The organism is Novosphingobium sp. JCM 18896, from assembly GCF_025938095.1.
Classification (GTDB): Bacteria; Pseudomonadota; Alphaproteobacteria; order Sphingomonadales; family Sphingomonadaceae; genus Novosphingobium.
On sequence record NZ_JAPCZF010000001.1, the window covers coordinates 824,756 to 848,685 of the forward strand.

Below are 23,930 nucleotides of genomic sequence, written 5' to 3' on the forward strand. Positions count from 1 at the left end.
AGCGCGTCGTCGTATACATTCGGGAGAGACATTCATGGCCACGCTCGACACTTCGGACATCGACCAGTACCTCGGCAAACCGGTCGCCTCCTCGTCGCTGCGCGAACCGATCGCGACCAACGACATTCGTCGCTGGGTTCACGCGATGCACTATCCGAACCTGCTGCACTATGATCCCGATTTCGCCGCCGCGAGCCGCTGGGGCAAGATCGTCGCGCCGCAGTCCTTCTGCATCGCCACCGATGACGGCCACGGCGCCGCGCCGGCCTGCGTCGGCAACATCCCCGATTCGCACCTGCTGTTCGGCGGCGACGAGCACTGGTTCACCGGCAAGCGCGTGGTTCCCGGCGACATCATCGCCAACGAGCGCATTCCCTTCGACTACGTGGTCAAGGAAACCAAGTTCGCCGGCCCGACCTGCTTCCAGCGCGGCGACAACAATTTCACCAACCAGGACGGCGAGCTGATCCTCAAGCAGCGCTCCACCGCGATCCGCTACAACAAGGACGCGGGCAGCGAGACGGTCAACACCGACGACTTCGAGGAGACCGTCTGGACCGACGAGGAAGAGCAGGACATCATCAAGCGCCGCGCCGCCTGGGGCAACATGATGCGCGACCTGGGCCACAAGGAGCGCTGGTGGGATGACGTGCAGGTGGGCGACGCGCTGCCCGAGCGGGTCTTCGGCCCGCACTCGATCGCCAGCTTCGCTACCGAGTGGCGCGCCTACTACGTCAACAACTGGGGCACGATGAACCTGCGCAAGCAGGATCTCGCCGGGGTTGGCTTCGATCCGGCGATGGGCATCTGGGAGAACGATCCCGACTACATGATCAGCGATCCGTTCCAGACCGACGGCGCCTATTACGGCCCGTCGCGCGGCCACCTGTTCCCGGGCTGGGCGCGCCGCATCGGCATGCCGCGCGGCTACGGCTATGGTGCCTCGATGGGGGCCTGGGGCATCGACTATCTCGCGGGCTGGGCCGGCGAGCATGGCTGGGTGATCCACGCCATCTCAAACTACCGCGGCCCGGCGCTGACCGGCGACCTCACGGTGCAGACCGCCGAAGTCGTCGACAAGTCGGTCGACGAGGAAGGCCGCCATCTCGTGCACGTGAAGCACAAGATGGCCAACCACAAGGGCGTCATCATGGCGACCGGCTCGGCCGAGGTCGTGCTGCCCAAGAAGCCGGGCTGAGCTCTCACCTTTCCCGCTCCGCGATCGCACGCGGAGTGGAGCAATCCGGGGCGGTCGTGCGGAGCGCCCTGGATTGCCACGGGGCTCCGGCTCCTTCCGATTGCGGATTTCGAACCTAGAAGGACTTCTCCCATGGCCACCGAAGCACCCACGCTCGATTGCTCGGACATCGACCAGTATCTCGGCAAGGTGATCGAAAGCTCGCCGCTGCGCGAACCGCTGGGCAACAACGACATCCGCCGTTGGGTTCAGGCCATGCACTATCCGAACCTGCTGCACTTCGACCGCGCCTATGCCGCCGAAAGCCAGTGGGGCAAGCTGGTGGCGCCGCAGTCGTTCCCGATCGTCATGGACGACGGCCACGGCACGGCCCCGTCCTGCGTGGGCAAGATTCCCGAATCGCACCTGCTCTTCGCCGGTGACGAGTTCTGGCACTATGGCCCGCGCGTGTTCGGCGGCGACACGATCAGCAACGAGCGCATCCCGTTCGACTACACGATCAAGAACACCGGATTCGGCCCGACCTGCTTCCAGCGCGGCGACAACTTCTATCGCAACCAGAACGGCGAACTGATCGCCAAGCAGCGCTCGACCGCGCTGCGCTATTCGGCGGCCGCCGGCGGCGCGACGGTCAACAAGGACGATTTCGAAGAGCCCAACTGGACCGACGAGGAACTCGATGCGCTCGAAGAGCGCAAGATGACCTGGATCCAGATGATGCACGACCTCGGCCACGGCGAGCGCTGGTGGGACGACGTCAACGTCGGCGATCAGCTTCCCGAGCGCGTATTCGGTCCGCACACGGTCGCCAGCTTCACCACCGAGTGGCGCTCGTACCTGTTCTCGGTCTGGGGCACGCTCGATCGCCGCGAGATCAATCTCGAGGACTTCGGCTTCACCAAGGAGATGGCCGGGCACGAGAACGATCCGATCATGGAGCGGATCAATCCCGAGCTGACCGACGGCGCCTATATCGGTGCCTCGCGCGGCCACCTGTTCCCCAAATATGCCCGCAAGATCGGCATGCCGCGCGCCTATGGCTATGGCGCCTCGATGGGCGCCTGGGTGACCGACTATCTCGCGGGCTGGGCCGGCGAGCATGGCTGGGTGTTCCACTCGACCGCCAACTATCGTGGTCCGGCGCTGTCGGGCGATGTCACGATCCAGACCGCCGAAGTCGTCGACAAGATGGTCGACGAGGAAGGCCGCCACCTGATCCAGGTCAAGCACCTGATGAAGAGTCAGAAGGGCGTGACCATGTGCACCGGCCTGGCCGAGATCGTGCTGCCCAAGAAGGGCTGACGTCTCGAAATCCTCCCCGTTTTTGCGAAGCACAAACGGGGAGGGGGACCGCCGGCGAAGCCGGTGGTGGAGGGGTTTCAGCGCTGACAATATCGCACGATGGCTTCAGCAATATCCTCTGCCGACCGTAGCACTTCGAGTGCCGGTATGCGCACGACCTCGATACCCTGCTCGCTGAGCCAGAGGTCCCGTCGCCCGTCACGCGAAGGCCTATCACCCGTATCGTGTGCGAAACCGTCGATTTCGAAGGCAATCTTTCGCTCAGCGCAGTAGAAATCTAGCACGTAGGGACCAAGCGGATGCTGTCTCCGCAGCTTTACCCCTTCCGGTTCCTTACGCAGCAGACGCCAGAGCAGCACTTCGGGCAGAGACAGTTCTTCGCGCAGCTTGCGCGCCTTCGCTACGTTACGCTGTTGCCGCTTGCGTGGCATGCCCCTCCGTCACCCGCTGCGCGGGTGCCACCTCCCCATTTGTGCTAACGCAAAAATGGGGAGGATTTAAGAGGCGCAGCTATACCGCGTTGGCTGCGCTGAGCACCGCACGCACGCCGGCCGTGGCGACGTCCTCGTCGACGCCGACACCCCAGATCGTGCGGCCGTCGGCAGCCAGGCATTCGACATAGGCGGCCGCCTGCGCGTCCGAACCCTTGCCCATTGCGTGTTCCGAATAGTCGCGGATTTCGAGCTTCACGCCGAAGGCGTCCTCGATCGTTGCGACGACCGACGAGAGCAGGCCGTTGCCGCGGCCGGAGACCGACTGGACCTGGCCATCAACGGCGATCTTGCCGGCGAAGACGCGGCTGCCGTCGGCTGCCTTGGTCTCTTCGTAGTCCTGCAATTCGAAACGGCCGCCGCCCTGCTTGTAGGTCCGCTGGAACACGTCCCAGATGTCGCCCGCCTGCAACTCGCGGCCGAGCTCGTCGGCGAGCTCCTGAACGTGCTTCGAGAAGTGCGCTTGCATCCGCTTGGGCAGCTTGAGGCCCTGGTCCTGCTCGAGCACCCAGGCGAAGCCGCCCTTGCCCGACTGCGAGTTGACGCGGATCACCGCCTCGTAGGAGCGGCCGAGGTCGGCGGGATCGATCGGCAGATAGGGCACGGCCCAGAGCTGGTCGTTGCGCGTTTCCTGCGCGGCGAAGCCCTTCTTGATCGCATCCTGATGGCTGCCCGAGAAGGCGGTGAAGACCAGTTCGCCGCCATAGGGATGGCGCTCGGCGACCTTGAGCTGGTTGCAGTATTCGACCGTCTGGATGACCTCGTCGATATCCGAGAAGTCAAGGCCGGGGTCGACGCCCTGCGTGTAGAGGTTGAGCCCGACGGTCACCAGGCAGCAGTTGCCCGTGCGCTCGCCGTTGCCGAACAGGCAGCCCTCGACGCGATCGGCGCCGGCCATCAAGCCGAGCTCGGCCGCGGCGACGCCGGTGCCGCGATCGTTGTGCGTGTGCAGGCTGATCACCGCGCTCTCACGGTTCGGCAGGTTGCGGCAGAAGTACTCGATCTGGTCGGCGTAGATGTTGGGCGTCGCCGCCTCGACCGTCGCCGGCAGGTTGAGGATGATCGGGTGCTCGGGCGTGGGCTGGAGCACGTCCATCACCGCCTCGCAGCATTCGAGGCTGAAATCGAGCTCGGCGGTCGAGAAGGTCTCGGGGCTGTACTCGAAGTGCCACTTGGTCTGCGGGAAGCGCGCAGCCTGGTCGCGCAGGACCTTGGCTCCGTTGACCGCGATCTCCTTGATCTGCGGCATTTCCAGCCCGAACACCACCTGGCGCCACAGCGGCGAGACCGCGTTGTAGAGGTGGACGATCGCGGCGTGGACGCCGGCCAGGCTCTCGAACGAGGTCTTGATCAGATCCTCGCGCGACTGGGTCAGCACCTGGACCAGCACGTCCTCGGGAATGCGGCCCGAATCGACCAGGCCACGGATGAAATCGAATTCGGTGGCGCCGGCGGCGGGGAAGCCGACCTCGATCTCCTTGAGACCGACCTTCACCAGCAGGTCGAAGAAGCGGTTCTTCTTCTCGGCCCCCATCGGGTCGATCAGCGCCTGGTTGCCGTCGCGCAAGTCGGTGGACAGCCAGCGCGGCGCCTGGGTGATCGTGCGGCTCGGCCACTGGCGGTCGGGCAGGTTGATGGGCTGGAACGGACGGTACTTGACCGAAGGGTCTTTGAGCATGGTCATGACGGTATCTCGCTTGGCAATTTTTGCGGCTTTAAGGTCTGGTCAGGTCCCCTTGGGCGCCGCCAGCGCCGCAGATACGACGCATCAGCTCACGCCCAAGGGCGGATAAGTCGCAGGGTAAGGCCAAGCCGGTTCGTCATTGCCCCAAGCCTATGGCGACTGGGTTGGCCGATGTAAAGGGCGGTCGCCCCCGAAGCGGAACCTATCGCGTCGGCGCGCGTCTCTTTCGCCAAAGGAGACACATCATGGGCATTCTCATCGTCCTTCTCGTCGGCATTCTCGTGGGCTGGCTGGCCAGTGCACTGGTCGGCGGTGGCGGCGGGCTGATCTTCGACATGGCGGCCGGCATCGTCGGCGCGCTGATCGCGGGCTGGTTGTTCGGCGGCGGCGCTTCGTTCCTCAGCGGCAACATCACCGTGACCTCGATCGCGCTTTCGGTGGTCGGCGCGGTGATCCTGCTGCTGGTCGTCAGCCTGATCCGCCGCGCCAGCTGGCGCTGAGGTCAGTGCGCCTCGATTGGTAGCGGTCCCGTATCCTGCGCGAGCTTCTTCGGCGCGCGGATCATCAAGACGAGCGGGATCGACAGCAGCGCGATGATGGTCAAAAGCCAGAAGTCGTTGACATAGGCGACCATCATCGCCTGCCGTTCGATCTCGCCGTTGAGCGCCACGGCGCCGGCGGTCGTCTCGGGTGATAGCATGGAGGGCAGGACGCCCTCTGCCACTTCGGGGCCGATATGCGCGGCGAGCGAGGCATGCATCGTCTGCGTGTTGGTCACGGTCAGCGCCTGGAACACCGCGACGCTGATCGATCCGCCGACATTGCGCACGAAGCTGGTCGCCGCCGCGGCATCGGCGCGCAGGCTCGGGGCGATCGTCAGGAAGCCCAAGGTCGAGAGCGGCACGAACAGGATGCCTTGGCCGAAGCCCTGAAGCAGCGTCGCCCAGACGATGCGGCTGCCATCCATCGACAGGTCGAACCGCGACATCTCGTAGAAGGCGGCAACGAAGAACGAGAGGCCGATCGCGATCAGAACTCTGCGGTCGACCAGTTGATCGAGCCGGCCCATGAACTGGAGGATGACCAGCATCAGCATCCCGCGCGGGGCGCTGAGAATGCCGGCGTGGACCGCCGAATAGCCGAGCACCCCCTGCATCATCAGCGGCAGCAGCGCGAAGCTGGTGAAGGTCAAGGTCGAGAAGAACATGCCGAACATTGCGCTGGTCTGGAAATTCCGGTCGCGCAGCAGGTCGCGCGGGAACAGCGGCGCGCGGGCCGTGAACGAATGGATCGCGAAGATCCAGAAAGCGCAGGCGGCGACGGCGGCCTCTATCCAGATCTCGCGCGAGTCGAACCAGTCGAGCGTCGTGCCGCGGTCGAGCAGCAGCTGCAGCGCCGAGACGCCGATGCCCAGCGAGGCGAAACCCAGCACGTCGAACGGCCGCGGTGCCGGTGGCGAGGCCGGCAGGAACCAGTAGAGCAGCCCGATCGACAGGATGCCGGCGGGCAGGTTGATGTAGAAGCACCAGCGCCACGACCATTCGTCGGTCAGCCAGCCACCGATCACCGGGCCGATCGCCGGCGCGACGACCGCCGCCATGGTGAACAACGCGGTCGCGCGGCCGAGGCGTTCGGGCGGGTTGATGTTGATCAGCACCGATTGCGCCACGGGCATCAGCGGCGCCGCGACCACGCCCTGGAGCGCGCGGAACAGCACCAGCTCGGGCAGGTTCATCGCCATGCCGCACATCACCGAGGTCACGGTGAAGCCGAAAACGCAAAACAGCAGCATCGGCTTGAGCCCGAAGCGTGCAGCCAGCCAGCCACTCACGGGGATCGTCACCGCCTGGGCGATGAAATAGGAGGTGATCACCCAGGTGATTTGCTCGGGCGAGGCTGAGATCGAGCCCTGGATGTGCGGCAGCGCGATATTGGCGACGGTCGTGTCCATCGCGCTCATGAAGGCCGAGAGGATGAGGCCCAGCGTGATCAGGGTACGGTTCATGCTGGCGCTCACGCGGCGGAGCTTTAGCGGAGGAGGGCGCCGCCGCAAGTTTCCTTGCGACGAAATGTCTGAACACTTGCACAGCATTCCCGTTTGGGCAAAGTGGGCGCGGAGAAACGGGAGAGTTTTCGATGACGGACCAGACCATGCGCGCCGATTGGTCGCGCCCTTATCGTGTCGTGCAGTGGGCGACAGGCAACGTCGGCAGCCGCGCGATGCAGCGCGTGATCGAGCACCCCGACATGGAGCTCGTCGGCGTATGGGTGAGCAATCCCGACAAGGTCGGCCAGGATGCGGGCACGCTCTGCGGCATCGATCCGGTGGGTGTGAAGGCGACCAATTCGCTCGACGACGTGATCGCGCTCAAGCCCGACTGCGTGCTCTACATGCCGCACGTCAACCGCGTCGAAGAGGTCTGCCGCATCCTTGCCGCGGGCATCAACATCGTTTCGACGCGCATGGAATACCAGAACCCGGCCGGGCTTTCCGAGGCCGATCGCACGGCGATCGAAGCGGCCTGCCAGCAGGGCGGTACCTCGATCCACGCCACGGGCTCGAGCCCCGGCTTCATCAGCGAGGCCGTGCCGATCGTGCTGACCTCGATCGCGCGCCGCGTCGACAAGCTGACGATCACCGAATTCGCCGATACGTCGTCGCGCAATTCGCCCGAGATGCTGTTCGGCCCGATGATGGGCTTCGGCGAGCCCGCGGGCCGGATCAACGAAGGCATGATGCACCATATGATCCACTCGTTCAGCCCCTCGCTGAACCTGATCGCCGAAGCCTGGGGCATGCCGTTCGACGACGTCCAGGCGCGCCAGGCCCAGGGCATCGCGCGCAACGACGTGGTGATCCCCGCGGGCACGGCCAAGGCGGGCACCGTCGCCGCGACCAAGACCGTGGTTTCCTGCATGCACAAGGGCAAGCCGCTGATCGAGTTCCAGGCGATCTGGTACATCTCGTCCGACGTCGACACGACTGACGGCGAGGAGTGGAACTTCCGCAAGTCAGGCTGGCATGTCCTGGTCGAGGGCGACACGCCGCTCGACATCACGATCGGCTATCCGGTGTCGGACGAGGACTATCCGAACTTCACCCCGAACCTGACCGCGCACCGCCCGGTCAACTGCATCCCCTACGTCTGCGCGGCGAAGCCCGGCTTCGTCACCACGCTCGACCTGCCGCAGGTCGTAGCCAAGCTGGCCTGATCCTTCGTCGTCCCGGGTCAAGCTCGGGACGACGCAGAGGCTTGATCGCGATCGGTGGGCGGGCATGATCCGGGGCATGACCCAGATACGCCCGTTCGCGCTCGCGATCCCGCAGGACCAGCTCGACAATCTCCAGCGCCGGCTCGACATGACGCGCTGGCCCGAGGTGGAAACCGTCGACGACTGGTCACAGGGCACGCCTCTGGCGGTGCTCCAGGAACTGACTGTCTATTGGCGCGACCACTACGACTGGCGCGCCTGCGAGGCGCGACTCAACGCGCTGGGCCAGTTCGTCACCGAGATCGACGGGCTCGACATTCACTTCCTCCACGTCCGCTCGCCCGAGCCCGATGCCACACCGCTGATCATGACCCATGGCTGGCCGGGTTCGGTGATCGAGTTCCAGCGCGTGATCGGGCCGCTGACCGATCCCGTGGCGCATGGCGGCAAGGCCGAGGACGCGTTCCATCTCGTGGTGCCATCGCTGCCCGGTTATGGCTTCTCGGCGCGTCCGACACGGACGGGCTGGGGGATTGAGAAGATCGCCGAGGCCTGGGGCGAACTGATGCGCCGGCTCGGCTACGCCCGCTGGGTCGCGCAGGGCGGCGACTGGGGGGCTTTCGTCACCAACAGGATCGGCGAGCAGGCGCCCGCGGGCTGCGCCGGCATCCACGTCAACATGCCGATCGCGCGGCGGACCAAGGCGGCCAAGGAGAACCCGACCGAGGAGGATCGCCGCACGCTCAAGCGGATGGCCTTCTACAACGAATGGGACATGGCCTATGCTAAGCAGCAGGCCACGCGGCCGCAGACGCTCGGTTACGGCCTGGTCGACTCGCCCGTGGGGCTGGCGGGTTGGATCTACGAGAAGCTGCAGGTCTGGTCTGACAATCCCGGGAATGCCTGGGACGTGCTCGGCCGCGATGCCGTGCTCGACAACGTGATGCTCTACTGGCTGACCGGCACCGGCGCCTCGGCCGCGCGGCTCTATTGGGAGAGCTTCGGCGGCGGCAACGACGGTCGCATCACGCTGCCCGCCGGTGCCAGCGCCTTTCCCAAGGACATCATGCCGGTGCCGCGCTCGTGGATGGAGCAGCGCTACGAGAACATGGTTTACTGGAACGAACTCGACTGCGGCGGCCACTTCGCGGCCTGGGAACAGCCCGAACTCTTCGTCGACGAACTGCGCAAGTGCTTCGCGCTGATGCGCTAATCAGCCGCAGCGAATCCGCTTGATCCGGCCGTCCTCGCCGATCTCGACGTTGAGGCGATCTGGCCGGAAGTCCATCGTCACGGCATCGCCGGGCTTGATCGTGCGGATGCGATCGTGGCCGACGGTCTGGCGGATGCTGGCATCGACGTCGGTGCTCGGCAACCGGTTCAGATAGTCGGTCAGCTTGCCTGCGCCACAGGCGTCCTCCTCGGGCTTCACCAGCGGCGGATCGCCGGCGCCCGGCTTGGGATCGGGACTGCCCGAAGGTGGAGCCGGCTGCGAGGTCGGCGGCGGGGCCGGGGCTTCGGAGGCCTTGGGCGGCGAAACCGGCGTGGGCGCCGGCTGCTCGGCCGGGGTACAGGCCACCAGGCTCACGGCGAGACCCGGCAGCAGCAGGAGAAGGGACTTGCGGGACATCACGCCACCTACTTCTTCACGAAAGCCGCGACGATCTCGAGATCGACCTCGTCGGAGACCAGCGGAATGCCCATGTTCACGCCGAAATCGCTGCGCTTGATCGTCGTCTTAGCCTCGAAGCCGACCATCTCGCCGCCGCCCATTTCCTTGGGCATCGTCGCTGCGCCATAGAAACTGGCGTCGAGCGTGACGGGCTTGGTCACGCCGTTGACCGTGAGGTTGCCGGTAATCTTGGCGGTGCCGGCGGCGGCATCGGCGACGACCGCGGTCGAGACGAAGCGCGCGTCGGCGGGCGTGGGGCCGAAGAAGTCGGGCTTGCCGCCGGCTGCCGCGGGCGCCTTGAGCAGATGCGCGGTGAGGCCGGGGCTGGCGGTCGTGACCTTGGCCACCGGGATCGTCACGTCGACCTTGGCGGCATTGGGGTTCTTGGGATCGAGCGTCAGGCTACCGGTGATCTGGCCGAAAATACCGAGATAGGGCGTGATGCCGAGGTGATCGACCTTCCAGCGCACCAAGGTGTGCTCGTTGTCGACCGTGTAGCTGCCGCCCGTGATCCGCGCGGCATCGCGCGCGCCGGGCTTGCTCGGCGCTTGCTGAGCGATGAGCGGGGCGGTGACGGCGAGGGCCGCGGCGGCGGCGATCAGGCCGAGATTCTTGCGGGACAGGGACATGCAGGCACTCCTCCGGTGCTGGCCACCTGTCGGCGCCAGTTCGGGGCGATCCTAGCTCGCTGTCGCGCAAAGAAAAGGGCCGGTCCGAACGGACCAGCCCTCCCCATTTTCCGTTCCCCGCAGACCGGCCACGAAGACTGACCGCGGGTGACGACGCGTCGCGATCAGTTCTTCGACTTGTCGACCAGCGCGTTGGCGCCGATCCAGGGCATCATGGCGCGCAGCTTGGCGCCGGTTTCCTCGATCGGGTGACGCTTGGCGGCCAGGCGGGCGGCCTTGAGCTCGGGCTGGCCGGCGCGGTTGTCGAGCACGAAGTTCTTCACGAAGCGGCCCGACTGGATGTCGGCCAGAACGCGCTTCATTTCCTTCTTGGTCTCTTCGGTGATGATGCGCGGACCCGTGGTGATGTCACCGTATTCGGCGGTGTTCGAGATCGAGTAGCGCATGTTGGCGATGCCGCCCTCATACATCAGGTCGACGATCAGCTTCAGCTCGTGGAGGCACTCGAAATAGGCCATCTCGGGCGCGTAACCGGCCTCGACCAGCGTTTCGAAGCCGGCCTGAACCAGCGCCGTGGCGCCGCCGCAGAGCACGGCCTGCTCGCCGAACAGGTCGGTCTCGCATTCCTCGCGGAAGTTGGTTTCGATGATGCCCGAACGGCCACCGCCGACGCCCGAGGCGTAGGCGAGCGCGACGTCGTGTGCATTGCCCGTGGCGTCCTGCGCGATGGCGATCAGGCAGGGCACGCCGCCGCCACGCTGGTATTCGCTGCGCACGGTGTGGCCCGGGCCCTTCGGCGCGATCATTATCACGTCGATGTCGGCGCGCGGCTCGATCAGGCCGAAGTGGACGTTGAGGCCGTGGGCGAAGGCCAGCGCTGCGCCGGGCTTCATGTTGGCGTGGATGTCGTCGGCATAGATCGCGGCCTGATGCTCGTCGGGCGCGAGGATCATGAGGATGTCGGCCCAGGCCGCGGCTTCCTTGTTCGACAGCACCTTGAAGCCGGCGTTCTCGGCCTTCTTGGCCGTGGCCGAACCCTCGCGCAGCGCGATGGCGACTTCCTTGACGCCCGAATCGCGCAGGTTCTGCGCATGGGCGTGGCCCTGGCTGCCGTAGCCGAGGATGGCGATCTTCTTGCCGGTGATCAGGTTCAGGTCGGCGTCGGCGTCGTAATAAACCTTCATGTCTCTATCCTTCGAAGAATCAAAAATGTGAGGGTGTGAAAATACGGGATGCGAAAAAATCAGGCCGCTTCGGGGCCGCGGATCATTCCGACCACGCCGGTGCGGCCGACCTCGACGATGCCTAGCTCGCGCATGATCGCGACGAAGCTGTCGATCTTGTCAGGCGTGCCGGTCAGCTCGAAGACGAAGCTGCGGGTCGAGGTGTCGACCACCTTGGCGCGGAACACTTCGGCGACGCGCAGAGCCTCGACGCGGATGTCGCCGGTGCCGGCCACCTTGATCAGCGCCAGCTCACGCTCGACGTAAGGGCCGATCTCGGTGAGATCGACGACCTTGTGCACGGGCACGAGCCGCTCGAGCTGCGCGTGGATCTGGTCGATCTGCGCGGGCGGGCCGTGGGTGACGATCGTGATCCGGCTCACCGAATGGTTCTCGGTGATGTCGGCCACGGTCAGGCTGTCGATGTTGTAGCCGCGCGCGGTGAACAGACCGGCGATCTTCGCCAGGATGCCCGCCTCGTTGTCGACGGTGATGGTGAGGACGTGGCGTTCCGACGCCTCTTCTTTGATCTTCATCACACCAGGGCCTTCGCTTCGTCGTCCATCGTGCCGGCGACCACGTCACCGTCGAGAATCATGTCGGTATGGGCCGCGCCCGAGGGGATCATCGGGAAGCACTTGGCTGGCTTGTCGACCAGGCAGTCGACGATCACCGGGCCCGGATGTTCGATCATCGCGCGGATGCCGTCGTCGAGCTGGCTCTCGTTCTCGATGCGGATGCCCTTCCAACCGTAAGCTTCGGCCAGCTTCACGAAGTCGGGCAGGCTGTCCGAATAAGACTGCGAGAAGCGGCTCTCATAGGTCAGTTCCTGCCACTGGCGGACCATGCCCATCCACTCGTTGTTGAGGATGAACACCTTGACCGGCAGGCGATACTGCGTGGCCGTGCCCAGCTCCTGGATGTTCATCTGGATCGAGGCGTCGCCGGCCACGTCGATGACGAGGTCGTTCGGATTGCCGAGCTGTGCGCCGATCGCAGCGGGCAGGCCGTAGCCCATGGTGCCGAGGCCGCCCGAGGTGAGCCAGCGGTTGGGATCGTAGAAGTGGAAGTACTGTGCCGCCCACATCTGGTGCTGGCCGACCTCGGTCGCGATAATCGGGTTGCGGTCCTTGGTCAGCTCGAACAGGCGCTCGATCGCGAACTGCGGCATGATGACGCTGTCCGACTTGCGATAGGCGAGGCTGTCGCGCGCACGCCATCCGTCGATCCGGCCCTTCCACTCGCTCAGGTCCTGCGGCTTGCGGCTGCCCCATTCGGTGATGAGCTGGCGCAGCACCACCGCGCAATCGCCGACGATCGGCAGGTCGACCGGCACGGTCTTGTTGATCGACGAGCGGTCGATGTCGATGTGGATCTTGGTCGAGTTCGGCGCGAAGGCGTCGAGACGGCCCGTCACGCGGTCGTCGAAGCGCGCCCCGATCGCGACGATCAGGTCCGCCTGGTTCATCGCCCAGTTGGCTTCATAGGTGCCATGCATGCCGAGCATGCCCAGCCAGTCCTTGCTGTCCGCCGGGAAGGCGCCGAGGCCCATCAGGGTCGAGGTCACGGGCGCGCCGGTCAGCGCCTGCAGCTGGCGCAGCAGCGCGGTCGCTTCGGGGCCGGAGTTGATCACGCCGCCGCCGGTGTAGAGCACCGGGGCCTTGGCCTTGGCGATCAGTTCGACCGCACGGGCGATGTCCTCGCTGCCGCCTTCGACCGTCGGCGAATAGCGGTTGCGGCGCTGGATGGCACCGTCGTTCCACACGGCCGAAGCGATCTGGACGTCCTTGGGGATATCGATCAGCACGGGGCCGGGGCGACCGGTCGTGGCGATCTGGAACGCCTCGTCGATCACCGCCGCGAGCTGCGAGGGATCGCGCACCAGATAGTTGTGCTTGGTGCAGTGGCGCGAGATGCCGACGGTGTCGGCTTCCTGGAAGCCGTCCGAACCGATGACCGAAGTCGGCACCTGGCCGGTGATCACGACGAGCGGAATTGAATCCATGAAGGCGTCGGCGATGCCGGTGATGGCATTGGTCGCGCCGGGGCCCGAGGTGACGAGTACGACGCCGGGCTTGCCGGTCGAGCGCGCATAGCCCTCGGCCGCGTGCGCGGCGCCGGCTTCGTGGCGCACGAGAATGTGGCGGAGGCGTTCGTCGCCGAAAAGGGCATCGTAAATCGGCAGCACGGCACCGCCGGGATAGCCGAACACGAATTCGACACCCTGGCGGACCAGGCTCTCGACCAGAATGCTTGCGCCGCTGCGCTCTTCGCTCACTGTTCCAACCTTCCTCAGTCGCGCGGTACCCGCGCTATGGGCTTACCGCGCCCTCTAAAAGAACCGACCCGGTACGGCAATGCCGCGCCGGGTCGCCTTCGTATCGGGCACGAGACCGCATCCGCGGATTTGTGCGGCGCAGTATGAGACATGAAATGAGGTGTCAACACCTATGTTTGAAATAAAGTTTCAAACAATGCTTTTTCTGAAAAAGGTTCGTTGCTTTCGCGGTGCCAATCGGCCGGTGGCTGATGGCGCAGCCAGGTGAACTGGCGTTTCGCATAATTGCGCGTCGCCTGCGCACCGCGGCTCATGGCCTCGTCGAGCGGCCATTCGTCGTGCAGGTATCCGGCGATCTCCGGCACGCCGATCGCGCGCATGACGGGCAAGGCGGGATCGAGCCGGCGGGCCAGCAGCGCCTCGACCTCGGCGATTGCGCCGAGCTCGAGCATGCGTGCGAAGCGCAGGTCGCAGCGGGCATAGAGCTTCGTGCGATCGGGCAGCAGGATGACCGGGTGCAGCATCACGTCGCCGCCGATCCCTCCGCTGAGCTCGCTTTGCCAGGCCTTGAGTCCGCGCCCCGTCGAGCGGATCACTTCGAGCGCGCGCGAGACGCGCGCCGCATCGGCCGGCGAAAGTGCGGCGGCGCGTTCGGGATCTTCGCGGGAGAGGGCCGCATAGGCTTCGCCGACGGGCAGGGCGCGGACCTCTGCGCGCACTTGCGGATCGATCTCGGGCACGGGCGCAATCCCGTCGAGCAGGGTGCGGACATAGAGGCCGGTCCCGCCGACGAGGATCGGCACCACGCCCGCATCATGCGCGGCCGCGATCTCGCGCTTGGCGGCCTCGGCCCATTCCGCCGCCGAGCAGGCCTCGGCACCGTCCCAGGCGCCGAACAGGCGATGTTCGATGCCCTGCATCTCCTCGTCCGAGGGGCGCGCGCTGAGCACCGAGAGGTCGGCATAGACCTGCGCGCTGTCGGCATTGATCACGACGGTGCGACGTCCCTCGGCTTCGAGCGCGAGCGCCAGGCGCACGGCAAGATCGCTCTTGCCGCTCGCGGTCGGCCCTGCGATGAGCGCCAGCGGCGGCTTATCGCCTATAGAATTGAAGGACGTTTCGTTGCTCATTGCCCGGCTGATAGCAGAGACCAGCACCCTTGCGACCAATCTCGATCGTGCGCGCGAGGAACTTGCCGGCAAGGGCTGGCCCGTGGCCATGGCCGAAACGATCAAGAGCGGCATGGACGCGATCGAACTCGAACTGCCGCACGGCGATGCCGCGGGCGTGCGCGAAGTCCTCGATCGCCATTTCGCGCCGTCGGATCTGCTGCTGTCCGATCACGAGCCGGTGATCCCGCGGGTCTTCGTCTCTGACATGGATTCGACGATGATTTCGGCCGAATGCATCGACGAACTCGCCGACTTCGCGGGCATCAAGGATCAGATCGCCGAGATCACCGAGCGGGCGATGCAGGGTGAGCTCGACTTCGAATCCGCGCTGCGCGAGCGCGTTCGCCTGCTCGAGAATTTGAACGAGGGTGCGATCGCCGAATGTCTGGCCACGCGCATCGCACCGATGCCCGGCGCCAAGACGCTCGTCGCCACGCTCAAGGCCAAGGGCTGCCGCACCGTGCTGGTAACCGGCGGCTTCCACCAGTTCGCCGATCCCGTGGCCGAACAGCTCGGCTTCGAGAGGGTAGTCGGAAACCGCCTCGAGGTAGCGGGCGGCAAGCTTACCGGCGGCCTGATCGGGTCGATCGTCGACAGCAGCGTCAAGAAGGCGGTCTTGCTCGAAGAAATGGCCAAGCTGGGAGAGGGCGCGACGAGCCTCGCCACCGGCGACGGCGCCAACGACATCCCGATGATCGAAGCCGCGACCTACGGCATCGCCTACTGCGCAAAGCCCAAGGCGCGGGCCGCGGCCGATGGCTGGATCGACCGCGGCGACCTGACGGCAATTCTCGAACTGCTCGGGATCCCGCGCAACGAATGGGTTACGGGGTAATGAAACCCTCCCTGTCCGCGTAGCGGATGGGGAGGGTCATCGCGGCGATCAGCCTTCCATCCAGTCCTTGAAGAAGCGCTCGTTGGCCTCACGCAGCGTCTTTACCGGAATGTCGAAGCCCGGCCCCTTGAGCGAGGTCCCGGTCGTGGTGCCGATGCGCGTGACCGGGATGCCCTTGGCCTTGATCTCGTCGGCCTCGCGACCCGTCACGACATAGCGGCTCTGGTCCTCGCCGAAGGCCTGACCGGCATCGGCGATATCGATCTCGCAGCCGATGCCGCTGGCCATGGCCATTTCGGCGAGGGCTACCAGCAGGCCGCCGTCGGACACGTCGTGCACCGCGGTCACGCGGCGATCGGCGATCAGTTCGCGGACGAATTCGCCGTTGTGGCGCTCGGCCTCGAGATCGACCGGCGGCGGTGCGCCTTCCTCGCGGCCGTGGAGTTCGCGCAGCCAGAGCGACTGGCCCAAGTGGCCCTTGCTCTCGCCGATGACATAGATCGGCTCGCCCATCGCATGGAACTTGATCGTCGCCATCTTGCTGTGATCGAGCATCAGGCCGACGCCGCCGATCGCGGGGGTGGGCAGGATCGCCGAGCCGCCACCGGTCGCCTTGCTCTCGTTGTAGAGGCTGACGTTGCCCGAGACGATCGGATAGTCGAGCGCGCGGCAGGCGTCGCCCATGCCTTCGAGCGCGCCGACGATCTGGCCCATGATCTCGGGCCGCTGCGGGTTGGCGAAGTTCAAGCAGTTGGTGATGGCGAGCGGCGTCGCGCCGACCGCGCAGATGTTGCGATAGGTCTCGGCCACCGCCTGCTTGCCGCCTTCGTAGGGGTCCGCGAAGCAATAGCGCGGCGTGCAGTCGGTGCTGATCGCGAGCGCCTTGTCGGTACCGTGGATGCGCACGACCGCGGCGTCACCGCCCGACTTCTGCAGGGTGTCGGCGCCGACCTGGCTGTCGTACTGTTCGAAGATCCAGCGGCGCGAGGCGAGATCGGGGCTGGCGATCAGCGCCAGCAGGTCCGCGCCGAGATCGGCGCTCGCCGGAACATTCGTCAGTTCCGCCGGCTTCGGCGTCGGCACATGCGGACGATCATAGAGCGGGGCATCGTCGGCCAGCGGGCCGAGCGGAATGTCGCAGACCACCTGGCCGTCGAATTCGAGCACCATGTGGCCGGTGTCGGTGACTTCGCCGATCACCGCGAAATCGAGCTCCCACTTCTTGAAGATCGCCTCGGCCATCGGCTCCTTGCCGGGCTGAAGCACCATGAGCATGCGCTCCTGGCTCTCCGAGAGCATCATTTCGTAGGGCGTCATGCCCTCTTCGCGGCAGGGCACGTTGTTCATGTTCAGGCGAATGCCCGCGCCGCCCTTGCTAGCCATCTCGACCGAGGACGAGGTGAGGCCAGCGGCGCCCATGTCCTGGATCGCGACGATCGCGTCGGTCGCCATCAGTTCGAGGCAGGCCTCGATCAGCAGCTTTTCGGTGAAGGGATCGCCGACCTGCACGGTCGGGCGCTTCTCTTCCGACTTCTCGTCGAAGTCGGCCGAGGCCATGGTCGCGCCGTGGATGCCGTCGCGGCCGGTCTTCGAGCCGACGTAGACGATCGGATTGCCGAGGCCGGTGGCGGCCGAATAGAAGATCTTGTCGGTATCGGCGACGCCCACGGTCATCGCATTGACCAGGATGTTGCCGTCATAGGCTTTGTGGAAATTGGTCTCGCCGCCGACCGTCGGCACGCCGACGCAGTTGCCGTAGCCGCCGATGCCCGCGACCACGCCCTGGACCAGGTGCTTCATCTTCGGGTGATCGGGCCGGCCGAAGCGCAGCGCGTTCATGTTGGCGACGGGACGCGCGCCCATGGTGAAGACGTCGCGCAGGATGCCGCCGACGCCGGTCGCCGCGCCCTGGTAGGGTTCGATGTAGCTCGGGTGGTTGTGGCTCTCCATCTTGAAGATGGCGGCCTGGCCGTCGCCGATGTCGATCACGCCGGCGTTCTCGCCGGGGCCGCAGATCACCCAGGGGGCTTCGGTCGGCAGCTTCTTGAGATGGAGGCGGCTCGACTTGTACGAGCAGTGCTCGGACCACATGACCGAGAATATGCCGAGCTCGACCATGTTCGGCTCACGCCCGAGCGCATGCAGGACGCGCTCGTACTCTTCTGCGGACAGCCCGTGGGCGGCGACGACATCTGCGGTGATCTCGGACATGCCGCGCCCTTAGCTCGCCTCTGCGCGGAGCGCTAGACGTCAGCACAGGATTGGAGCGCTTGACCGGTGGACGCCGCCCGGCCATTGCTGGCGCATGGTTGAAACCGCTGCCTCAGACATCGCCGGACTGACCTTCGAGGACGCGCTGCGCGCGCTGGAGGACGTGGTCCGCAAGCTCGAGAGTGGGGAAGTGCCGCTCGACGATTCGATCACGCTCTACGAACGCGGCGAACATCTGCGCAAGCATTGCCAGGCCCGACTCGACGCCGCGCAGCTGCGGATCGAGCGGATCGTCGCCGGCCCCGACGGGAACGCGACGGGCACCCAGCCTTTCGACGATCCGGGCCGCTGACATGAGCGAAACCGGCGTGAGCGACGGCCTGTCGACCGAGAGCCTTCTGGCCGACGGCCTGGCCCGTATCGCGCGCGACATCGACGAGGCCTTCGACCAGCTTCTGCCCGTGCCGCAGGATCCGCGCGCGCGTCTGATCGAGGCGATGCGCTATGCCTGCATCGGCGGTGGCAAGCGGCTGCGCCCGCTGTTGCTGACCGCGACGGCCGAGATGTTCGGCGTCGATCGCGACGCGGCGCTGCGTGCTGGTGTCGCGATCGAGGCGATCCACGTCTATTCGCTGATCCACGACGATCTTCCCTGCATGGACGACGATGCCCTGCGCCACGGCAAGCCGACGGTGCACAAGGCTTTCGACGAGGCGACCGCAGTGCTCGCCGGCGACGCGCTCCATGCCTTCGCTTTCGAACTGCTCGCCGATCCGGTGACCAGCGGCGATCCCTTCACGCGGATCGAACTTGTCGCCACGCTCGGCCAGTCGAGCGGCTTCCAGGGCATGGCCGGCGGCCAGATGATGGACATGATGGCCGAGGAAAGCGACTTCGACCTGCAGACGATCACACGCCTCCAGCAACTCAAGACCGGTGCCCTGCTCGGCGCCTCGGTCGAGATGGGGGCGATCCTGGGGCGGATCCCGCCCGAAGGCCGCACGCATCTGCGCGGCTATGCCCGCGACATCGGCCTCGCCTTCCAGATCGTCGACGATCTGCTCGACCACGAAGGCGACGAGAAAGCCGCGGGCAAGGCGCTGCGCAAGGATGCCGAACAGGGCAAGCAGACCTTCGTGTCGTTGCTCGGCCCGGAACGCGCGCGTTCGCAAGCGCGGATGCTCGTCGATCAGGCGGTCGCGCAACTCGGCAGCCACGGCGCCGAAGCCGATCTGCTGCGCGCGCTGGCGCGCTACATCGTGGAAAGGAATCATTGATGACGGGTGGTAAGGAGCGGGTCGGGGTCTATCCGGGCACCTTCGATCCGATCACGCTCGGCCATGCCGACATCATCCGTCGCGGCGCCAAGCTCGTCGACCGGCTGATCATCGGCGTCACCACCAACATCTCGAAGAATCCGATGTTCTCCGCCGAGGAACGCATGGCCATGGTCCGGCGCGAGGTCGACGCACTGGGCATCGACAACGTCGAGGTCGTCGGCTTCAACGCATTGCTCATGCGCTTTGCCGAGAAGCAGGGCGCTTCGGTCATCGTCCGCGGCCTGCGCGCGGTCGCAGACTTCGAATACGAATACCAGATGGCCGGCATGAACCAGCAGCTCAACGCCAAGATCGAGACGATCTTCCTGATGGCCGACGTCAGCCTGCAGCCGATTGCCTCGAAGCTGGTCAAGGAAATCGCGCTGTTCGGTGGCGATATCGCGAACTTCGTCAGCCCGACCGTGCGCGATGACGTGCTGGTGCGGATCGAGCAGACCGGACGGCTCGGCGAGTACTGATCGAGCCGAGCGTCAAAACGCGACAACCAACCGGCCGCGACGGGTTCCGTTCATTGCCATGACAGCGGCGGAACGCTATCGGAGCGGCCGATCGATACCGGAGGCCCAGGCCGCCGGTCTGGCCATGGGTGAGTGCTGCCGAATGAAATCCCGTCTGTTCGCGTCTCTGTTTCTGGGCCTGTCGCTCGTCGCGGCGCCCGCCATGGCCAAGGATGCCCCTGCCGTGACCCCGGCCAAGGTCTACCCGACCCTGGTCGACACCAATCCCGCGAACAAACCGCAGGACGTGCTCTATCTCGAGCTGTCGAACGGCGGCCGCGTCACGATCCGGCTGATGCCCGAATGGGCGCCCAACCACGTCGAGCGGATCAAGACGCTCGTCGCCGAGCATTTCTACGACGGCATCATCTTCCACCGCGTGATCGACGGCTTCATGGCACAAACCGGAGATCCGACGGGTACCGGCGAGGGCGGCTCGAAGCTTCCCGACCTCAAGTCCGAATTCAACCCGCTGCCGCACGTGCGCGGCACGCTGTCGATGGCGCGGACCAACGATCCGAACAGCGCCAACAGCCAGTTCTTCATCGTGTTCTATCCGCGCTTCGCGCTCGACCATAAGTACACGGTGTTCGGCCGTGTGATCGCGGGCATGGACGTGGCCGATCGGATCGAGCGCGGCGAACCGCCGCAGAACCCGACCAAGATCGTCCGCGCCTGGATGGGCGCCGAGGGTGCGCCCCTGCCGGCCGCCGCCGCTCCTGCACCGGCGGCCCCGGTGACGGCCGATCAGCTGAGCAATTCGAAGTCGAATTGATTTCCGAGACGCGCTAGGCGCGCCGCATGCGCGTAGACCTCTTCGACTTCGACCTTCCGCCCGAGAACATCGCCCTGCGTCCCGTGCGCCCGCGCGACGCGGCACGCATGCTCGTGGTCGCGGGTGAAGCTTCGCTCGACGATCGCCGCGTTGCCGATCTGCCGGGGCTACTACGCTCCGGCGACGTTCTGGTGTTCAACGACACGCGCGTGATCCCGGCGCAGCTCGAGGGCAGGCGCGGCGAGGCGAAGATCGGTGCGACTCTGCACAAGCGGATCGACCTGCGCCGCTGGCAGGCCTTCGTGCGCAATGCCAAGCGGCTGCGCGAGGGCGATCGGATCGAATTCCCCGCCGATGTCGAAGCCGTGGCCGAGGAGCGGCACGCCGACGGCAGCTGGACCCTGGCCTTCGCCGGCGAAGAGCCGGTCGAGGTCCTGCTCGAGCGCGCCGGCCAGATGCCGCTGCCGCCGTACATCGCCGGCAAGCGGCCGACCGACGAGGCCGATCACCAGGACTACCAGACGATGTTCGCGGCCGAGAAGGGCGCCGTGGCGGCGCCGACGGCCGCGCTGCATTTCACGCCCGAGCTGATGGCCGGGCTGGCCGAAGCCGGCGTGGCGCACGAGACGCTGACACTGCACGTCGGCGCGGGCACCTTCCTGCCGGTCAAGGCCGAGGATACCGCCGATCACGCGATGCATTCCGAATGGGGCCGCATCGACGCAGCCACCGCCGACCGCCTCAACGCCGTGCGCCAGGCCGGCGGGCGAGTGATCGCGGTGGGCACGACCAGCCTGCGCCTGCTCGAAAGCGCGACCGGCGAGGACGGGATCATCCGTCCGTTCGAAGGTGATACCGCGATCTTCATCACCCCCGGCTATCGCTTCCGCGCGATCGACGGGCTGATGACCAATTTCCACCTGCCGAAATCGACGCTGTTCATGCTGGTTTCGGCGCTGATGGGGCTTGAGACGATGCAGGCGGCCTATGCCCATGCGATCGCCGCGGGCTATCGATTCTATTCCTACGGCGATTCCAGCCTGTTGCTGCCTTGAACCTTTCATCGTGCGACCTCATCTGTGCGCGATGGGAGCGATTCTAGAGATTGAGGGCCTGCAGAAAACCTACGCCGGCGGCGTGACGGCTCTGCAACCGACCGACCTGACCATCAACAAGGGCGAGATCTTCGCGCTGCTCGGGCCCAACGGCGCGGGCAAGACGACCTTGATCGGGCTCGTCTGCGGGCTCGTCCGGCCGAGCGGGGGCACGATCCGCGCCTTCGGGCTCGACATGGCACGCGACTGGCGCAAGGCGCGTGCGCGGATCGGGCTGGTGCCGCAGGAACTGTCAGTCGACATGTTCGAATATGTCCTGCCCGCGGTGACGCACAGCCGCGCGCTGTTCGGCCGGCCCGCCGATCCGGCGAAGATCGAGAAGCTGCTCAAGTCGCTGTCGCTCTGGGAAAAGCGCGACCAGCGCATCTCGGCGCTGTCGGGCGGCATGAAGCGGCGCGTGCTGATCGCCAAGGCGCTGGCGCACGATCCCGACCTGCTGTTCCTCGACGAGCCCACCGCTGGCGTCGACGTCGAGCTGCGCCGCGACATGTGGCAGCTGATCGGCCAACTCCGCGACCAGGGCGTGACGATCATCCTGACCACGCACTACATCGAGGAAGCCCAGGAGATGGCCGACCGGGTCGGCGTGATCGACCGCGGCGTGCTCCAGCTGGTCGAGGAGAAGCGCGCGCTGATGGCGCGGCTCGGCACGACCGAGGCCAAGATCGCGCTGGCGCAGCCCGTCTCCGCGATCCCCGCCGCGCTCGAGCATTTCGGCCTGGCGATCGAGGATGGCGGCAAGGTGCTCTGCTACCACGGCGCGGGCGAGGGCGAAGTCGCGCCGCTGCTCAAGGCGCTGCTCGCCGAAGGCATCGACTTCACCGGCATCGACGTCCACGAATCGAGCCTCGAGGACATCTTCGTCGATCTCATCGGCCGCAATCATCATGATCAGGAGGCCGCGCGATGAGCTTCAACCTGCGCGGCACCCTCGCGATCTACAAGTTCGAGCTGGCGCGCACCTGGCGCACCTTGTTCCAGTCGATCCTGACCCCGGTGCTGACCACCTCGCTCTATTTCATCGTGTTCGGCGGGGCGATCGGCTCGCGGATCGATACGATGGGCGGCGTGCCCTATGCGGCCTTCATCGTCCCCGGCCTGCTGATGCTGACGATCCTGGCCGAAAGCACGGCTAACGCCTCTTTCGGTATCTACCTGCCGCGGTTCACGGGGACGGTCTACGAACTGCTCTCGGCGCCGATCGGCGTGGCCGAGACCCTGGTCGGCTATGTCGGCGCGGCGGCGACCAAGTCGGTGATCCTGGCGGTGGTGATCCTCGCCACGGCGCGGGTCTTCGTCGACTATCATATCGAGCATCCGCTGCTCGCCGCCTTCTTCATCCTGCTGAGCGCCGTGGCCTTCTCCTTGCTCGGCTTCATCCTCGGCTGCTGGGCCGATGGCTTCGAGAAGCTGCAGGTCGTGCCGATGCTGGTGCTGACCCCGCTGACCTTCCTCGGCGGCACCTTCTACTCGATCCAGATGCTGCCCGAGCCCTGGAAGACGGTGACCTTGTTTAACCCCGTGGTCTATCTGGTCAACGGCCTGCGCTGGACCTTCTACGGCCAAGCCGACGTCAACTTCGGCGCGGCGATCACCGCGACCCTGGGCTTCATGGCTCTGTGCATCGCGGTGATCGCGTTCATCTTCCGCACGGGCTGGCGCCTGCGCAGCTGACGCGCGATAGCTAGATCTCACACGGATCGCGCGACGGCATCGTCGCGTCGATCAGCGCCTCGTCGGCGGGCAGGTGGCCGTCGAGAATGAGCATGGCGAGACCGTGGGCGATCGCCCAGGCGCGCACCTGGATCTCGCGCGCCGCCGCCGCATCGCCGCCGCTCAGCGCCTCCGAATTGGCGCGCAGCAGGCGGCCCGCCGGGTTGTTGCCGAGTTCGGCCCCGCCGGCGAGCTCGGCGTGGCTGAAGATCAGGCGGAACAGGCCCGGATGGGCAATGGCGAAGCGCACATAGGCACGCCCGGTCGCGGCGAAGCCCAGCGGGCCACCGCCCGCAGCGGCCGCGGCCAGGCTTTGCTCCTCGAACAGCTTGGCCAGACCGGTCTCGGCCAGGGCGCTCAGAAGCGCGTGCTTGTCGGGGAAGTGGCGATAGACCGCCGTCGCAGAGACGCCGACCTCGCGTGCCAGCTGACGCAGCGAAAGTTCGTTCGGATCCGCGGTTTCGAGCGCTTTAAGGCCGGCTTCGACGAGCGCCGAACGCAGGTCGCCGTGGTGATAGGTGCGGTTGGTCTCGGACGATGTTGACACTGTTATCATTGCCTGTATGTTTACGACATCAACAT

24 protein-coding genes are annotated in these 23,930 nt (G+C 66.1%); 13 read left to right on the forward strand and 11 right to left on the reverse strand.

Features of this window, described 5'->3' with window-relative positions; translation table 11 throughout:
* Window positions 1-34: 34 nt before the first annotated feature.
* Entirely contained in the window at window positions 35-1,198 is a 1,164-nt protein-coding gene (locus tag OLX23_RS03980; protein WP_264443238.1) for a MaoC family dehydratase N-terminal domain-containing protein, read from the forward strand.
* A gap of 132 nt (window positions 1,199-1,330) precedes the next feature.
* Window positions 1,331-2,500 (forward strand): MaoC family dehydratase N-terminal domain-containing protein, encoded by a 1,170-nt coding sequence (locus OLX23_RS03985; protein WP_264443239.1) that lies wholly within the window; start codon window positions 1,331-1,333, stop codon window positions 2,498-2,500.
* 77 nt (window positions 2,501-2,577) lie between these two features.
* Here OLX23_RS03985 and OLX23_RS03990 read toward each other — a convergent pair whose 3' ends face one another.
* Together OLX23_RS03990 and leuA are read right to left on the reverse strand one after the other, a co-directional pair.
* Complete coding sequence (locus OLX23_RS03990; RefSeq protein ID WP_264443241.1) at window positions 2,578-2,931, reverse strand: endonuclease domain-containing protein; 354 nt, start codon at window positions 2,929-2,931, stop codon at window positions 2,578-2,580.
* A 79-nt stretch (window positions 2,932-3,010) separates the two neighbouring features.
* Entirely contained in the window at window positions 3,011-4,675 is a 1,665-nt protein-coding gene (leuA, locus tag OLX23_RS03995; RefSeq protein WP_264443242.1) for a 2-isopropylmalate synthase, read from the reverse strand.
* A gap of 245 nt (window positions 4,676-4,920) precedes the next feature.
* On the opposite strand from leuA, the gene OLX23_RS04000 reads away from it, so the two are divergent.
* The gene (locus tag OLX23_RS04000) at window positions 4,921-5,175 is read left to right on the forward strand and encodes a GlsB/YeaQ/YmgE family stress response membrane protein (RefSeq protein ID WP_264443243.1); all 255 of its coding nucleotides are present in this window, start codon (window positions 4,921-4,923) and stop codon (window positions 5,173-5,175) included.
* 2 nt (window positions 5,176-5,177) lie between these two features.
* Here OLX23_RS04000 and OLX23_RS04005 read toward each other — a convergent pair whose 3' ends face one another.
* Complete coding sequence (locus OLX23_RS04005; RefSeq protein WP_264443244.1) at window positions 5,178-6,680, reverse strand: DHA2 family efflux MFS transporter permease subunit; 1,503 nt, start codon at window positions 6,678-6,680, stop codon at window positions 5,178-5,180.
* Window positions 6,681-6,811: 131 nt separating this feature from the next.
* Here OLX23_RS04005 and OLX23_RS04010 point away from each other — a divergent pair, with 131 nt between their 5' ends.
* Window positions 6,812-7,888: a dihydrodipicolinate reductase gene (locus OLX23_RS04010; RefSeq protein WP_264443245.1), complete on the forward strand. Its 1,077-nt coding sequence runs from the start codon at window positions 6,812-6,814 to the stop codon at window positions 7,886-7,888.
* A gap of 76 nt (window positions 7,889-7,964) precedes the next feature.
* The gene (locus tag OLX23_RS04015; RefSeq protein ID WP_264443246.1) at window positions 7,965-9,101 is read left to right on the forward strand and encodes an epoxide hydrolase family protein; all 1,137 of its coding nucleotides are present in this window, start codon (window positions 7,965-7,967) and stop codon (window positions 9,099-9,101) included.
* Here OLX23_RS04015 and OLX23_RS04020 read toward each other — a convergent pair whose 3' ends face one another.
* The 6 genes from OLX23_RS04020 to miaA form a co-directional block, all read right to left on the reverse strand.
* Window positions 9,102-9,518, reverse strand: coding sequence for an I78 family peptidase inhibitor (locus OLX23_RS04020; protein ID WP_264443247.1), 417 nt, complete (start codon window positions 9,516-9,518; stop codon window positions 9,102-9,104).
* Window positions 9,519-9,526: 8 nt separating this feature from the next.
* Window positions 9,527-10,189 carry a YceI family protein gene (locus tag OLX23_RS04025; protein WP_264443249.1) on the reverse strand — a complete coding sequence of 221 codons (663 nt, stop codon included), beginning with the start codon at window positions 10,187-10,189 and terminating at the stop codon, window positions 9,527-9,529.
* A gap of 164 nt (window positions 10,190-10,353) precedes the next feature.
* Entirely contained in the window at window positions 10,354-11,373 is a 1,020-nt protein-coding gene (gene ilvC, locus OLX23_RS04030) for a ketol-acid reductoisomerase (RefSeq protein ID WP_264443250.1), read from the reverse strand.
* Window positions 11,374-11,432: 59 nt separating this feature from the next.
* Complete coding sequence (gene ilvN / locus OLX23_RS04035) at window positions 11,433-11,948, reverse strand: acetolactate synthase small subunit (RefSeq protein ID WP_264443251.1); 516 nt, start codon at window positions 11,946-11,948, stop codon at window positions 11,433-11,435.
* A complete protein-coding gene (ilvB, locus tag OLX23_RS04040; RefSeq protein WP_264443253.1) occupies window positions 11,948-13,690 on the reverse strand; it encodes a biosynthetic-type acetolactate synthase large subunit in 1,743 nt (580 codons plus the stop codon). The genes ilvN and ilvB overlap by 1 nt, the downstream gene beginning before the upstream one ends.
* Before the next feature lie 170 nt (window positions 13,691-13,860).
* On the reverse strand, window positions 13,861-14,820 hold the full coding sequence (miaA, locus tag OLX23_RS04045) for a tRNA (adenosine(37)-N6)-dimethylallyltransferase MiaA (protein ID WP_264443254.1): 960 nt from the start codon (window positions 14,818-14,820) through the stop codon (window positions 13,861-13,863).
* Between miaA and serB the strand changes: the two genes are divergently transcribed.
* The gene (gene serB, locus OLX23_RS04050; RefSeq protein ID WP_264443255.1) at window positions 14,813-15,697 is read left to right on the forward strand and encodes a phosphoserine phosphatase SerB; all 885 of its coding nucleotides are present in this window, start codon (window positions 14,813-14,815) and stop codon (window positions 15,695-15,697) included. The genes miaA and serB overlap by 8 nt on opposite strands.
* 48 nt (window positions 15,698-15,745) lie before the next feature.
* Here serB and purL read toward each other — a convergent pair whose 3' ends face one another.
* Window positions 15,746-17,908 carry a phosphoribosylformylglycinamidine synthase subunit PurL gene (gene purL, locus OLX23_RS04055; protein WP_264443256.1) on the reverse strand — a complete coding sequence of 721 codons (2,163 nt, stop codon included), beginning with the start codon at window positions 17,906-17,908 and terminating at the stop codon, window positions 15,746-15,748.
* A gap of 94 nt (window positions 17,909-18,002) precedes the next feature.
* Here purL and OLX23_RS04060 point away from each other — a divergent pair, with 94 nt between their 5' ends.
* The 7 genes from OLX23_RS04060 to OLX23_RS04090 all read left to right on the forward strand — a co-directional run bounded on the left by OLX23_RS04060 (window position 18,003) and on the right by OLX23_RS04090 (window position 23,309).
* The gene (locus OLX23_RS04060; protein WP_264443257.1) at window positions 18,003-18,260 is read left to right on the forward strand and encodes an exodeoxyribonuclease VII small subunit; all 258 of its coding nucleotides are present in this window, start codon (window positions 18,003-18,005) and stop codon (window positions 18,258-18,260) included.
* 1 nt (window position 18,261) lies between these two features.
* A complete protein-coding gene (locus OLX23_RS04065) occupies window positions 18,262-19,185 on the forward strand; it encodes a polyprenyl synthetase family protein (protein ID WP_264443258.1) in 924 nt (307 codons plus the stop codon).
* The gene (coaD, locus tag OLX23_RS04070; protein ID WP_264443259.1) at window positions 19,185-19,706 is read left to right on the forward strand and encodes a pantetheine-phosphate adenylyltransferase; all 522 of its coding nucleotides are present in this window, start codon (window positions 19,185-19,187) and stop codon (window positions 19,704-19,706) included. The genes OLX23_RS04065 and coaD overlap by 1 nt, the downstream gene beginning before the upstream one ends.
* Before the next feature lie 142 nt (window positions 19,707-19,848).
* Window positions 19,849-20,520, forward strand: coding sequence for a peptidylprolyl isomerase (locus OLX23_RS04075; protein WP_264443260.1), 672 nt, complete (start codon window positions 19,849-19,851; stop codon window positions 20,518-20,520).
* Between the two features lie 26 nt (window positions 20,521-20,546).
* A complete protein-coding gene (gene queA / locus OLX23_RS04080; RefSeq protein ID WP_264443261.1) occupies window positions 20,547-21,575 on the forward strand; it encodes a tRNA preQ1(34) S-adenosylmethionine ribosyltransferase-isomerase QueA in 1,029 nt (342 codons plus the stop codon).
* A 31-nt stretch (window positions 21,576-21,606) separates the two neighbouring features.
* A complete protein-coding gene (locus OLX23_RS04085) occupies window positions 21,607-22,545 on the forward strand; it encodes an ABC transporter ATP-binding protein (RefSeq protein WP_264443262.1) in 939 nt (312 codons plus the stop codon).
* Window positions 22,542-23,309, forward strand: coding sequence for an ABC transporter permease (locus OLX23_RS04090; protein ID WP_264443263.1), 768 nt, complete (start codon window positions 22,542-22,544; stop codon window positions 23,307-23,309). The genes OLX23_RS04085 and OLX23_RS04090 overlap by 4 nt, the downstream gene beginning before the upstream one ends.
* Before the next feature lie 10 nt (window positions 23,310-23,319).
* Here the strand turns inward: OLX23_RS04090 and OLX23_RS04095 are convergent, their stop codons facing one another.
* Window positions 23,320-23,904 (reverse strand): TetR/AcrR family transcriptional regulator, encoded by a 585-nt coding sequence (locus tag OLX23_RS04095; protein ID WP_264443264.1) that lies wholly within the window; start codon window positions 23,902-23,904, stop codon window positions 23,320-23,322.
* Window positions 23,905-23,930 lie beyond the last annotated feature (26 nt).